Origin of the sequence: Sorangium sp. So ce296, assembly GCF_051529605.1 — a bacterium.
In the GTDB taxonomy this organism is placed as follows: Bacteria; Myxococcota_A; Polyangia; order Polyangiales; family Polyangiaceae; genus Sorangium; species Sorangium cellulosum_D.
This window is the reverse complement of the sequence record NZ_CP150325.1, coordinates 4,702,281-4,714,877: the sequence shown is the minus strand read 5'-3', so window position 1 is coordinate 4,714,877 and position 12,597 is coordinate 4,702,281. Positions and strand designations below refer to the sequence as shown.

9 protein-coding genes are annotated in these 12,597 nt (G+C 75.5%); 7 read left to right on the top strand and 2 right to left on the bottom strand.

The genetic code is table 11. The features are described 5' to 3' along the window. Positions 1-37: 37 nt before the first annotated feature. Positions 38-1,153, bottom strand: a complete 1,116-nt coding sequence (locus tag WME98_RS17785; RefSeq protein ID WP_437952371.1) for a PEGA domain-containing protein — start codon at positions 1,151-1,153, stop codon at positions 38-40. Between the two features lie 224 nt (positions 1,154-1,377). Here WME98_RS17785 and WME98_RS17780 point away from each other — a divergent pair, with 224 nt between their 5' ends. From WME98_RS17780 to WME98_RS17765, 4 genes are all read left to right on the top strand, one after another. Beyond that, complete coding sequence (locus tag WME98_RS17780) at positions 1,378-2,802, top strand: phosphomannomutase/phosphoglucomutase (protein WP_437952370.1); 1,425 nt, start codon at positions 1,378-1,380, stop codon at positions 2,800-2,802. Further along, complete coding sequence (prmC, locus tag WME98_RS17775) at positions 2,799-3,683, top strand: peptide chain release factor N(5)-glutamine methyltransferase (protein WP_061624382.1); 885 nt, start codon at positions 2,799-2,801, stop codon at positions 3,681-3,683. The genes WME98_RS17780 and prmC overlap by 4 nt, the downstream gene beginning before the upstream one ends. Positions 3,684-3,873: 190 nt before the next feature. Then, positions 3,874-4,257 (top strand): phage holin family protein, encoded by a 384-nt coding sequence (locus WME98_RS17770; protein ID WP_129580045.1) that lies wholly within the window; start codon positions 3,874-3,876, stop codon positions 4,255-4,257. Continuing rightward, the gene (locus WME98_RS17765) at positions 4,254-4,712 is read left to right on the top strand and encodes a hypothetical protein (RefSeq protein WP_437952369.1); all 459 of its coding nucleotides are present in this window, start codon (positions 4,254-4,256) and stop codon (positions 4,710-4,712) included. The genes WME98_RS17770 and WME98_RS17765 overlap by 4 nt, the downstream gene beginning before the upstream one ends. 25 nt (positions 4,713-4,737) lie before the next feature. Here WME98_RS17765 and WME98_RS17760 read toward each other — a convergent pair whose 3' ends face one another. Further along, on the bottom strand, positions 4,738-5,547 hold the full coding sequence (locus WME98_RS17760; protein WP_437952368.1) for a hypothetical protein: 810 nt from the start codon (positions 5,545-5,547) through the stop codon (positions 4,738-4,740). 490 nt (positions 5,548-6,037) lie between these two features. Here WME98_RS17760 and WME98_RS17755 point away from each other — a divergent pair, with 490 nt between their 5' ends. The 3 genes from WME98_RS17755 to WME98_RS17745 all read left to right on the top strand — a co-directional run bounded on the left by WME98_RS17755 (position 6,038) and on the right by WME98_RS17745 (position 12,527). Then, positions 6,038-8,167, top strand: a complete 2,130-nt coding sequence (locus WME98_RS17755) for a prolyl oligopeptidase family serine peptidase (protein ID WP_437952367.1) — start codon at positions 6,038-6,040, stop codon at positions 8,165-8,167. A 175-nt stretch (positions 8,168-8,342) separates the two neighbouring features. Then, entirely contained in the window at positions 8,343-9,152 is an 810-nt protein-coding gene (locus tag WME98_RS17750) for a hypothetical protein (protein WP_437952366.1), read from the top strand. 18 nt (positions 9,153-9,170) lie between these two features. Beyond that, positions 9,171-12,527, top strand: coding sequence for a hypothetical protein (locus WME98_RS17745; RefSeq protein ID WP_437952365.1), 3,357 nt, complete (start codon positions 9,171-9,173; stop codon positions 12,525-12,527). The last annotated feature ends 70 nt before the right edge of the window (positions 12,528-12,597 follow it).

The following is a 12,597-nucleotide window of genomic DNA, read 5'->3' as shown; positions in this document are numbered from 1 at the left end:
TCCCCGGGCTCCCGGCGCGCGGAACGCGCGGCGCGGCTCACCAGCGGTAGGTCACGTCGAGGCCGCCCGCGCCGAGGCCGACGCTGGGCTGCACGGTCCAGCCGGTGCGCTCCCCGCTCCGGCTGTCGCTCGTCACGAGCAGGTAGGCGCCGAGGCCCGCGGAGACCACGGCCAGCGGGTAGAAGACGTACTGGAGCCCCATGAACGTGTCCGTCTTCTCGCAGAGCCGGATGCCCGCGTCGGCCGTCCTCGCGTCGGCGGTGATGTCGCCCCGGACGGCCTCGCGCTGCTCGGGCGCGCACACGTCGTCGACCTCGGTGGTGAACAGCGCCCGGTAGGCCTTGTACTGCGGGTCGCTCTGGATGCTGGCGACCTGGACGGAGCTGATGACGGCGACGGTCCCGAACGCCGCCCCCGCGCCGAGGCCGATGAACCCGCCGATCCGCTTCCAGTTGGACTGCGACGGCTCGGCGGGCATCTGGCTGAGCGCGAGGTCGGTCGTGTTCACGGGCACGACCACGACCGACGCCTCGGAGTCGAGGAACCCGGCCGATTTCACGCGCACCCGGTGCGGCCCGGCCGTGACCGGGAAGGTCCCCTCGCCGTTCTGCACGTTGCCGGCCGGCTTTCCGTCGATGAGCACGCTCGCCTGCGCGGCGCCCGTCCTCACGCGGAGCGACCCCATCGGCGGTCCGCCGGTCAGCGACGCGATCGCGTCCGCCGCGATCTTCCGGAGCGGCTCGTCGTTGGCCTCGGTGAGGTTCGCGCTGTACTTCACCGGGACGCTCGAGGTCGGCTTGCCGCGGGTCCAGAGGTTCAGCGAGCCCTCCACGTTGGTGTCGCTCTTGCGGAGCACGCCCCAGAGGTAGCGGTCGCTCCTGATGTGGTCGGCGATGCGCGTCTGGCAGCCCTCGTCGGGCACATCGGGGCACTGCAGCGAGAGCGTCAGGACCTCGAGCGAGAAATCCCCCTCGCCGACCGACCACCCCCGGGCTTCCTTGATCGCGGAGCGGAGCGCCTGGGTCAGCGCGCCCGCCTGGTCGTACGCGTCGTCGGTCCGGATGGCGACGACCGTGATCGGCAGGGCGGCGGGCGACGGCTCCGCCGCCCGCGCGACCTCGCTGCAGGCGAGGCAGGCGGAGAGGGCCAGCATGGCAGCGAGACCGGTTCTCTGTACGCGCGTCATGATGCGGTGCTGGGCTCCACGGGGCCCAACTTACCCGGCCGGCGGCCAGGAACGCAATCTGGTGGGCCGGCGAGCCGGAGGCCCGCGCCGCGGCGAGCGTTTTTCGTTTCACCCACGATCGCGCCGTGTCAGAGCATCCTCCGCGCCGGCCCCCGCTGCAGCGCGTCGCCGAGCGTTCCTCCGCGTGGTCTATGAAGGTCCCCCGAACCATCTTCCGCGAGTACGACATCCGCGGCGACGCCGAGCGCGACCTCTCGAGCGAGCTCGCCCGTGAGCTCGGCGCCGCCTTCGCCCTGCTGCTCCGCCGCGAGCTCGCCGCCGGGGCGCCGTCCGGCGGCGCCCGCCCGCGGGTCGCGGTCTGCCGGGACGGCCGCCTCTCGAGCGGCCGGCTGTTCTCCGCGCTGACGGAGGGCCTGCTCGCGGGCGGCGCCGACGTGACCTCGGCCGGCGTCGGGCCGACGCCGCTGCTCTACTTCGCCGCGCACCACCTCCACGCCGACGGCGCGATCATGATCACCGCGAGCCACAACCCGGCGCCGGACAACGGGTTCAAGCTCATGCGCGGCAAGGCGTCGTTCTTCGGCAAGCAGATCCAGGCGCTCGCCGATCTCATCGAGGAGGGCGCCGCGGGCGCGCCGGCGGCGGCGGCGGCGAGGGGCGCGCTCACCGAGGTCGACCTCGCGGCCGACTACATCGAGGCGGTGCGCGCCGCGGCCCGCCTGTCGCGCACCGACGTGCGCTTCGTGGTCGACGCCGGCAACGGCGCGGCCGGCCCGCTCGGCGTCCGCACGCTCAACGCGCTCGGCTTCTCGCCGGACGCGCTCTTCTGCGACATCGACGGCCGGTTCCCGAACCACCACCCGGACCCGACCGTGCCCGAGAACCTCGAGGCGCTCCGCGCCCGCGTGCTCTCGACCGGCGCCGCGCTGGGCATCGCGTGGGACGGCGACGGCGACCGCATCGGCGTCGTCGACGAGCGCGGCGAGGTGATCTGGGGGGACAAGCTGCTGCTCCTGTTCGCGCGGTCGCTCCTCGCGGAGCGCCCCGGCTCGGCCGTGCTCGGGGAGGTGAAGTGCTCCGAGACGCTCTACGCGGACGTTGCCGCGCGCGGCGGGCGCCCCATCCTCTGGAAGACGGGCCATTCGCTCATCAAGACCAAGATGAAAGAGGAGGGCGCCCTGCTCGCGGGCGAGATGAGCGGGCACATGTTCTTCGCCGACCGGTGGTTCGGGTTCGACGACGCGGTCTACGCGTCGGTCCGCCTGCTCGAGATCGTGGCCCGGGCGCAGCGGCCGCTCGGCGAGCTGCTCGCGGACGTGCCGGAGACCTTCGCCACCCCCGAGATCCGGGTCGACTGCCCCGACGCCGTGAAGTTCGAGGTCGTGCGCCGCGTGACCGAGCACTTCCGCCGCGTCCGTCCGGTCGTGGACATCGACGGCGCGCGCATCGATTTCGGCGGCGGGGCCTGGGGCCTCTGCCGCGCTTCGAACACCGGTCCGATCCTCGTGCTGCGCTTCGAGGCCCGTTCGGTCGCCGATCGCGACGCGATCCGCGCCGAGGTCGAGGCCGTCGTCTCCGCCGCCGTCCGCGACGCCGTCGCCGCCCCGCTGCCGTGACAAAGCCCGACGTCGAGCCGCAGAACGAGCCCTGGACGATCCGCCGCGTGATCACGTGGGCCTCGGGCGATCTGAGGAAGCGCGGCGCGTCCTCGGCGCGCCTCGACGCCGAGCTCCTGCTCGGCAAGGTGCTGGGCATCGACCGCGTCGGGCTGCTCATCGACGCCGAGCGGCCGCTCGACAGGGCCGAGCTCGCCGCCTACCGGGAGCTGCACCAGCGCCGCCGCGCCGGCGAGCCGGTCGCCTACCTGCTCGGTGTGCGGGAGTTCTACGGCCGCCCGTTCCGCGTCGATCCGCGCGTGCTCATCCCGCGCCCCGACACCGAGATCCTCGTCGAGGTCGGCCTCGCCCGGACGAGGCGCCTCGCGCTCTCCGCGCGCGTGCTCGATCTGTGCACCGGCTCCGGCTGCGTCGCGGTGAGCCTCGCCTGCGAGCGGCCCACCAGCCGCGTCCTCGGCATCGACATCTCGGACGGCGCGCTCGCCGTCGCCCGCGAGAACGCCCTCCGCCTCGGCGCCGTCAACGCGGGGTTTTTGCGCTCGGATCTCTTCGCCGGCGTGCCGTCCGGCCTCCGCTTCGACCTGATCACCGCGAACCCGCCGTACATCCCGGACCAGGACGTGGCCGCGCTGCAGATCGACATCCGCGGCTACGAGCCGCACCTCGCGCTCGCGGGGGGCGCGGACGGGCTCGCCTTCACGCGCCCCATCGTCGCGGCCGCGCCGGCGCGGCTCGCCGGCGGCGGGGTGCTGGCGGTGGAGGTCGAGGCGGGCAAGGCGGGCGAGGTCGCCGAGCTCTTCGCGGCGGCGGGGTTCGTCGACGTCGCGAGGCACCTCGACTACGGCGGCCACGAGCGCGTCGTCTCCGGCGTCCTGCCCTGATCGCCCGCCGCGCCGGGCGGACGCGGGCCGGCGGCCGCGCAGCGCGCGCGCGCCTGCGCGAGGATGGGGCTGGCGTGCCGTATGCACCGCGTGGCGCGGTCGGAGGCGGGGGCTCCGCGGCGAACCGTGCGCTGGCGGCTGCCTGCTCCGCTCCCGAGCGCGTTCATCCTGTGAGGCGGAGAGGTGTCCCATGAGGCAGGTGGATCCCAGGCCCGAGAGCTCGACGGCCGATCTCGTGAAGGAGGCGATCGCCGAGGCCAGGGAGCTGATAGAGGTCGAGGTCGCGCTGGCGCGCGACGAGATCAACCAGGAGATCTCGCGGGCGAAGACGTCGGGCGTCGCGCTCGGCGCGGCGGCGGCCGCGGCGCTGCTCGGGGTGGCGCTGGTGCTCGTCGCGATCGCGCTGGCGATCTCGCCGGGGCCGCTTCCGGCGCTGCTGATCGGGCTCGGGCTCATCGCGCTCGCGGTCGTGGTGGGCGTCGTCGGCTACGGGCGCGCGCCGAGGAGGCCGCTCGAGCGGACGCGCGGCCGCCTCGGGTCGGACGTGCGGCTGGTGCGGGAGCGCGTCGTATGAAGGGGTTGAACGGTCAGCGGGAGGAGTTCGAGCGGAAGGCGGACGAGCTGCGCGACCGGCTGCTGCACACGATCGAGGCGATCGATCGGCGGCGCCACGCGCTCCTCGACGTGAAGACCCAGGTGCGCCGGCACGGCCCCGGGGTGGCGGCCGGAGGGCTGGTGCTCGCGATCCTGGGCGGGGCGGCGGTGATCGCGCTGGTCCGGGGGGCGCGGGCGCGCGACGAGCGGCTGCGGGGCGAGCGCGTCCGCGCGCTCGTGCGCTCGTGGCAGCACCCGGACTGGGTGGCGGCGCGCGGGAAGCCGAGCGTGCCGCGCGAGATCGGGCGGAAGATCCTGGTGGGGGCGCTGTCTTTCGCGGCGATGCAGCTCATCCGGCGCGGGATCCGGCTCACGCTGGCGCCGCCCAGGTGGGAGGCGCTGGTGCGGCGGCGGGCGCCGGAGCTGCAGGCGTAGACCACGAGATCAGGGCCCGAGCGGGTCAGGGCCCGGTGTAGAGGGCAGTGCGCCAGCCCAGGTAGAACCCTGGCTGGCGGACGGACGTGCTCCAGGTGTAATCGGCGTAGAGCCACGGGCCCATCGACACCTTCCAGAGCCGGATCCCCTCGTAGAACACGCCGCCGCCGATGCGGGCGGGGAGCGCGCCGTCGATGACGTCGGCGTCGCTGCCGTCCGGCGTCGTGTAGGCCACGCCGGTGCCGGCATCGACGATGACACCCACCTCTCGCCAGCGCTCCCCGAGCGAGAAGAGCGGGAATACCTCGGTGTGGAACATGACCCCGCCCGCCAGGGCGCCATGATCCGCGGCGCTCAGGCCGTGCCCACCGAACGCGAGGCCGAACGTGAGCCAGTCCGCGAGCACCCCGCCGAGCCAGACATAACCGCCGCCGCCGATGCCGACGCCGGTCTCGGTGTAGTAGCGTTCGTATCCTATCTTCTGAACATCGTTGGGGAATCCGGCGGCGCTGCCGAGCGTGAGGCCCCCCGCGATCCCGGCGGCGAACCCGCTGCGCCGCACCGCCTTTGTGGGCGCGAACAGCGGGTCCACGATGGGCGCATCCTCGGCAAGCCGCGGGGCCGTGTCGGGTTGCCGATCCGCGCCGCCGGGGTCGGGGACCGCATTCCCCGGCGGCGGCGCGGCCGCGGCGGCGGTGCCGGCGTCCCTCGCGGGCGGCGGGCTCTCCGCGCCCCCGGGCGCCGCCTCCTGCGCCGACGCGGTGGAATGGAGCAGGCCGAGGCCGAGGAGCGCCGGCAGCGCGGCCGCACGCCGCAGGGGGAGGGACGTCGCCATGGGCTCCCTTTCCTATACGATGACGGGGGCCTCCGGCATCGCAATCCGATGGCCTTTCCCGATCGGCGCGCCGCCCGACGCCAGCGCGGGCGCGCCCGGGCCGCGGTCTCTCGTCGTGGACGCGCGGGCCGTCGGCGCGCGTCGGCGCGCGTCGGCGTGCGATTGCCGCAGCATCCAGCCCTGCGACGGACCGCATGTCGGGACAGAACGAGAAGCGTGCTTGAAGCGAGTCCATCGGAGATCCGGTTCGCCGGATGACCTGCCGGCGGCGCGAGGCGGCGCTCGCCGGGGGCCGTCGCGGCCGTCGCGGCCGTCGCGGCCGTCGCGCGAGGAGCGCTCGATCCTCGAGCGCGCGCGGCGAACTCGCCTGCCCCCGTCGCCTGGGGCACGGTATGCTCGCCGTCCCATGAAGGCCTCTCCCTGCCTGCTCCTCACGGCGCTCCTCGCTGGCGCCTGCGGAGGTGCCAAGGCACATCGAACGGGTCCCACCATGATCGCAAGCTCCTCTCCGCCCCCCGCAGCGGCCAGCGCCGCGCCGACGCCCGCCGATCCTCACCGCCCCGCGTACCCGACCACCCGCGCCGTTCCGGTGAAAGACGCCGTCCAGGGAGTCGAGATCACCGACCCGTACCGCTGGCTCGAGGACGGCGGCGCGCCGGAAGTGAAGGAGTGGATGCAGGCTCAGGACGCGTTCACCCGCGCCGAGCTCGCGCGGCTCCCCGAGCGGGACGCGATCGCGTCGAGGCTCAAGCAGCTCTTCTACATCGATGCGGTGTCCGCGCCGCGCCACCGCAAGGGGCGGTATTTCCTGAGCCGGAGGCACGCGACGAAAGAGAAGTCGATCGTCTACTGGAAGGAGGGAAAGAGCGGCGAGGAGCGCCCGCTGCTCGACCCGAACAGCTGGTCTGACGACGGCAGCGTGTCGCTCGGCGGGTGGGAGGTGTCGTGGGACGGCAAGAACGTCGCCTACAAGGTCCAGAAGAACAACTCGGATGAAGCGACCCTCCATGTGATGGATGTCGCGTCCGGCAAGCGCTCCGAGGTGGACGTCATCGAAGGGGGCAAATACGCGTACGCGTCGTGGACGCCCTCCGGCGACGGCTTCTACTACGTCTGGCTCCCGACCGACCCGTCGATCCCGGTCGCCGATCGGCCCGGCTACGCGGAGGTGCGGTTCCACCGGCTCGGCCAGGATCCGAAGCAGGATCGCGTGGTGCGCGGCAGGACGGGCGATCCGAAGACCTTCCTCGGCGCGCTCGTGTCCAAGGACGGCCGCTTCCTGGTGCTCACCGTCGCCCACGGGTGGACCTCGACCGACGTCTACTTTCGCGATCTCCGCAGGCCGGGCGGTCAGGCCGTGGACAAGCCGCTCGCCGTGGGGCGCGACGCGCACTACAGCGTCGAGGTCTACAAGGATCGGTTCTACGTCCACACCGACGAGGGCGCGCCGCATTACCGCCTCTTCGAGGTCGACCCGGACAGGCCCGAGCGCGCCGCGTGGAAGGAGATCGTCCCGGAGCGCCCCGACGCCATCCTGGACAGCGTCTCCATCCTGGGTGGGCACCTCGCGCTGAGCTACCTCAAGGACGCCTCGAGCCGGGTCGAGGTGCGCACGCTCGACGGCAAGCTCGTCCGCGAGGTCCCGCTGCCCGGCATCGGCACCGTGGGCGGCCCGTCCGGGCTGCCCGACGAGGACGAGGCGTATTTCTCGTTCGAGTCCTTCACCTCACCCCAGGCGATCCACGCGACCTCGATCAAGACGGGCCGGACCGAGCTCTACACGCGCATCGAGGTGCCGGTCGACCCGTCGCCGTTCACCGTCGAGCAGACCTTCTTCCCGTCCAAGGACGGCACGAAGATCTCGATGTTCATCGTCCGCCGCAAGGACATGAAGAAGGATGGGAGCTCTCGCGCGCTGCTCTACGGCTATGGCGGGTTCCAGATGTCGCAGACCCCGGCGTTCACCGCCTCGATCTACCCGTGGCTCGAGCGGGGCGGGGTGTACGCGCTGGCCAACCTGCGGGGGGGCGGCGAGTACGGCGAGGCGTGGCACCGGGACGGGATGCTGCTCAAGAAGCAGAACGTCTTCGACGACTTCATCGCCGCGGCAGAGCACCTGGTCCGCGAGGGGTACACGCGCCCCGAGCGGCTCGCCATCCAGGGCGGCTCGAACGGCGGCCTGCTCGTCGGCGCCGCGCTCACCCAGCGGCCGGAGCTGTTCGGGGCCGTCCTCTGCGGCGTCCCCTTGCTCGACATGGTGCGATACCACCTGTTCGGCTCCGGCAAGACGTGGATCAGCGAGTATGGGTCGGCCGACGATCCAGCGCAGTTCAAGGCGCTCTACGCCTACTCCCCGTATCACCACGTCAAGCCGGGGACGAGGTATCCGGCCGTCCTCCTGATGTCGGCCGACAGCGACGACCGGGTCGATCCGATGCACGCGCGCAAGTTCGCCGCCGCGCTCCAGGCGGCGAGCGCGGGCGGCCCGGTCCTGCTGCGCATCGAGCGGAACGCCGGCCACGGCGGCGCGGACCTCATCAAGGCAGCTGTCGCGAAGGGCGCCGACCAGCTCTCCTTCGCGCTGTGGGCCACGAACGGGCAGGCGCCGACCAACAGGTGAGCGGCGCAAGGCGCGAGGGAGACAGGCGCGGCGGGCGCGAGGGACGGCGGGCGCGGGGCGCGCAGGCGCGGGGCGCGGCGCGACGGACAGGCTTGCGGCTCCGCGCCGCGACGGCTAACAACGCGCGGCCGTGCGAATGCTTCACCCCGGAGCCGGGTCCTCGCGGCCCGGGCCTTTGATCTCGCGTCCCCTCGCAGCCGCCGCCTCGGCGCTGGCGGACGGGACGCGCGCGCCGCTCGCCGAGCTCTCCGATCCGGCGGCGGTCCTCGCCGGGCTCATGGATCTGCACGGGAGCGTCGCGCTCGCGCGCGAGCTCGCGCTCCTCGACCGGCCCGCCGCCCCGCCGCCCGCGGCGGCTTCCGGCGCGCGGGCCGAGGTCCGCGCGCTCGCCGCGGATCGCCTCGGCGAGCTCGCGGCGGCGCTCGACCACGTGTTCGCCACCCCGTTCCACCGGCGGAACAAGCTGCCCGACGCGGCGGCCGTGCTCGCGACGCTGGAGCAGACCGGGGTGCTGGCCGCGCGCGCCGCCCGCGAGCGCGGCGGGCGCCCGCTCGCGTCCGCGGCCGGCCAGCTCTGGGAGCCGTTCGGCGAGCTCGCGGGCCGCCTCCTCGGCCGCATCCGGCTCGAGACGCGCTCGCTGCGCGAGGAGCTCGCGCCGTCGCTGCGGGCGCTCGGCCCGGACGCGGCGCGGCTCGAGCGGCTCGACGCCGCGATCGCCTCCGCCACCCAGAAGCGGCGCGAGCGCGCCCTCGCGGAGCTCGTCCCCGGGCTGGCGCGCGCCTTCGCGCGGGGCCTGCGCGCCGCTGTCGGCACGCTGCCGGAGGCCGTCGACGTCGAGCACGTCGCGGCCTGGTTCGCGCAGGACGAGTGGCTCTGGCGGGAGCTCCAGCGGATGGAGCTCGTGGTCCAGGCGGTGCTTGCGCACGAGGCGGGCCGGCTCCTTTCGCTGGTCGACGGGGCTGCGGCGGCGGGCGCGCCGGCGTAGCCCGCGAGGGGCTTCACGATGCGGCTCGCGACGGCGCGGCAGTGGACGACGCGGCTCCTGGTCCTCCTCACCGGAGGCATCGGCCTCGCTTTGGTGGCGCGGGCGGCGGTCGTCTACCGCGCGACGGACCCGCTCGCGTACCGCCTCGTGCAGCTGATCGCGCTCGGGCTGGCGTTCGGCACGCTCGAGCTGTTCGCGCGCGCGGGGCGGGCCGCCCGGATCGAGCGCGAGCTCGCCGCGCTGCCGCGGCCGGCGACGCGCGCCTCGATCGAGCAGAGCAGCGCGCCGCTGCGCGCGCTGCTCGAGGCGCGGATCGCCGGCGCGGCGCTGCCTCCGGCCGGCGCGACGTTCGCGTCGTACCTCGTCGGGCTGCTCGTGATGATCGGGCTGCTCGGCACGTTCCTCGGCCTGTTCGAGACGCTGCGGGGGGCGCGCGAGGCGCTGACGCTGAGCGCCGACGTCGACGCGCTCCGGGAGAGCCTGGCCGCGCCGATGCAGGGCCTGTCGCGCGCGTTCGGCACCTCGGCGGCGGGCGTGTCGGCGTCGGCGATGCTGGGGCTCGCCGCGGTGCTCGTGCGCCGCGCCGAGGCGGGGGCCGCGGCCGCGCTCCACGCCTACGCGGCGGGCCCGCTCGCGGCGCTGACGGTGGCGGGGCGGCAGCTCGCGGCGCTGGAGGCGCTCGCGCGGCAGGGCGAGGCGCTCCCCGCCGCGGCGGCGTCGCTGCGCGAGGCGACCTCCCGGCTCGAGCGCCTCGAGGAGCGGCTCGTGGCCGTGCAGGTCGAGGGCGCGCGCCAGGCGGCCGCCTCGTTCGCGGCGGCCGCGGCCGAGATCCGCGGCGACATCGCGGCGGGCCTCCGGCAGACCGCCGACGTGGCGGCCGGCGTGGTGAAGCCCCTCCTGGCCGAGGCGGTGGAGCGCGCCGGCGCGGCCGCGGGCGGCGCGCTGCAGGCGGTCGAGCGGCGCCTCGACGAGGAGTCGCGCGCGCGGCGGGAGGCGGACGCCGCGTCGTCGGCGCGGCTGGAAGGTCAGGCGGAGCGGCTGGCCGGGGTGGTGGGGGAGGCGATAGAGCGGCTGGAGCGGGAGCAGGCGGCGCGCGCGGCGGAGGCGGCGGCGCGGCAGGCGGAGCAGGACGCGGCGCGGGCGGCGCACCTGACGGCGCTGGGGGAGGCGCTGTCGGGCCCGCTGACGGAGGCAGCGCGAGCGGCGCAGGCGGCGCCGGAGGCTGCGGCGCGGCTGATCGCGGAGGCGTCGGAGCGGCTGTCGGCGCGGGCGGAGGCGGACGCGGCGCGGGACGTGCGGCTGGACGCGCTGCTGGAGAAGCTGTCGGAGGCGACGGCGGCGATGGCGGGCAGCGCGCGGGAGCAGGCGGGGCGGGTGGCTGCGCTGGCGGAGGCGGCGGAGCGGAGCGCGGCGGAGCGGGAGGAGCGGGCGGAGGCGCGGGTGGCGGCGCTGGGGGAGGCGGCGCGTGCGCTGCTGGAGGAGCAGGCGGCGCGGCTCTTGTCGTTCGAGGAGCGGCTGGAGGGGGCGCGGCGGGAGGCGGCCGATGGGCTGGCCGAGCGGCTCAGCGCCCATGCCCGCGGGCTCGGCGAGCGGCTGGAGCGGATGGAGGAGGGGGTCGCGTCGCGGCTGGGGCAGCTGGAGGAGGGGGTCGCGTCGCGGCTGGAGCGGATGGAGGAGGGCGCGGCGAAGCGCCTGGAGCGGCTCGACCGGGAGGCCGCGGTGCGCCGGCGCGAGCTCGAGACGGAGTCGTCGGCGCGGCTGGAAGGCCAGGCGGAGCGGCTGGCCGGGGTGGTGGGGGAGGCGATCGAGCGGCTGGAGCGGGAGCAGGCGGCGCGCGCGGCGGAGGCGGCGGCGCGGCAGGCGGAGCAGGACGCGGCGCGGGCGGCGCACCTGACGGCGCTGGGGGAGGCGCTGTCGGGCCCGCTGACGGAGGCGGCGCGAGCGGCGCAGGCGGCGCCGGAGGCTGCGGCGCGGCTGATCGCGGAGGCGTCGGAGCGGCTGTCGGCGCGGGCGGAGGCGGACGCGGCGCGGGACGTGCGGCTGGACGCGCTGCTGGAGAAGCTGTCGGAGGCGACGGCGGCGATGGCGGGCAGCGCGCGGGAGCAGGCGGGGCGGGTGGCTGCGCTGGCAGAGGCGGCGGAGCGGAGCGCGGCGGAGCGGGAGGAGCGGGCGGAGGCGCGGGTGGCGGCGCTGGGGGAGGCGGCGCGTGCGCTGCTGGAGGAGCAGGCGGCGCGGCTCTTGTCGTTCGAGGAGCGGCTGGAGGGGGCGCGGCGGGAGGCGGCCGATGGGCTGGCCGAGCGGCTCAGCGCCCATGCCCGCGGGCTCGGCGAGCGGCTGGAGCGGATGGAGGAGGGGGTCGCGTCGCGGCTGGGGCAGCTGGAGGAGGGGGTCGCGTCGCGGCTGGAGCGGATGGAGGAGGGCGCGGCGAAGCGCCTGGAGCGGCTCGACCGGGAGGCCGCGGTGCGCCGGCGCGAGCTCGAGACGGAGTCGTCGGCGCGGCTGGAAGGCCAGGCGGAGCGGCTGGCCGGGGTGGTGGGGGAGGCGATCGAGCGGCTGGAGCGGGAGCAGGCGGCGCGCGCGGCGGAGGCGGCGGCGCGGCAGGCGGAGCAGGACGCGGCGCGGGCGGCGCACCTGACGGCGCTGGGGGAGGCGCTGTCGGGCCCGCTGACGGAGGCTGCGCGAGCGGCGCAGGCGGCGCCGGAGGCTGCGGCGCGGCTGATCGCGGAGGCGTCGGAGCGGCTGTCGGCGCGGGCGGAGGCGGACGCGGCGCGGGACGTGCGGCTGGACGCGCTGCTGGAGAAGCTGTCGGAGGCGACGGCGGCGATGGCGGGCAGCGCGCGGGAGCAGGCGGGGCGGGTGGCTGCGCTGGCGGAGGCGGCGGAGCGGAGCGCGGCGGAGCGGGAGGAGCGGGCGGAGGCGCGGGTGGCGGCGCTGGGGGAGGCGGCGCGTGCGCTGCTGGAGGAGCAGGCGGCGCGGCTCTTGTCGTTCGAGGAGCGGCTGGAGGGGGCGCGGCGGGAGGCGGCCGATGGGCTGGCCGAGCGGCTCAGCGCCCACGCCCGCGGGCTCGGCGAGAGCCTCGAGGCGACCGCGGCGGTGGTGCGCGAGGCATCGGAGCTCGTGCGCGCCGGCGGCGCCGAGATGACGGCGGTGGCCGAGATGTTCACCGTCGCGGTCGACCGTTACCGCGACGCCAGCGATCGATGGCTGAACAGCCTCGGCGCGATCGAGGACGCGATCGAGCGCCGTGAGCACGGGGAGGCGACGGACCTCCTCGGCGCCTACCTCGACCAGACCCGCGAGGTCTTCGATCACTCGCTGCAATTTCAGCGCGAGCTCTTCTCGGAGCTGCGGGCGCTGAGGAGCAGGACGAGCTGATGCGCCGCTCCTCGCCTCCGTCGGCGCCCGGCACCTCGCGCCCCGAGGTCGTCTGCTTCTTCATGGAGCG

Excerpts from the sequence above, each read along its gene's own strand:
- WME98_RS17745 (WP_437952365.1), top strand. The coding sequence starts at position 9,171 with ATGCGGCTCGCGACGGCGCGGCAGTGGACGACGCGGCTCCTGGTCCTC.
- WME98_RS17760 (WP_437952368.1), bottom strand. The coding sequence starts at position 5,547 with ATGGCGACGTCCCTCCCCCTGCGGCGTGCGGCCGCGCTGCCGGCGCTC.
- WME98_RS17765 (WP_437952369.1), top strand. The coding sequence starts at position 4,254 with ATGAAGGGGTTGAACGGTCAGCGGGAGGAGTTCGAGCGGAAGGCGGAC.
- WME98_RS17770 (WP_129580045.1), top strand. The coding sequence starts at position 3,874 with ATGAGGCAGGTGGATCCCAGGCCCGAGAGCTCGACGGCCGATCTCGTG.
- WME98_RS17755 (WP_437952367.1), top strand. The coding sequence starts at position 6,038 with ATGATCGCAAGCTCCTCTCCGCCCCCCGCAGCGGCCAGCGCCGCGCCG.
- WME98_RS17785 (WP_437952371.1), bottom strand. The coding sequence starts at position 1,153 with ATGCTGGCCCTCTCCGCCTGCCTCGCCTGCAGCGAGGTCGCGCGGGCG.
- WME98_RS17780 (WP_437952370.1), top strand. The coding sequence starts at position 1,378 with ATGAAGGTCCCCCGAACCATCTTCCGCGAGTACGACATCCGCGGCGAC.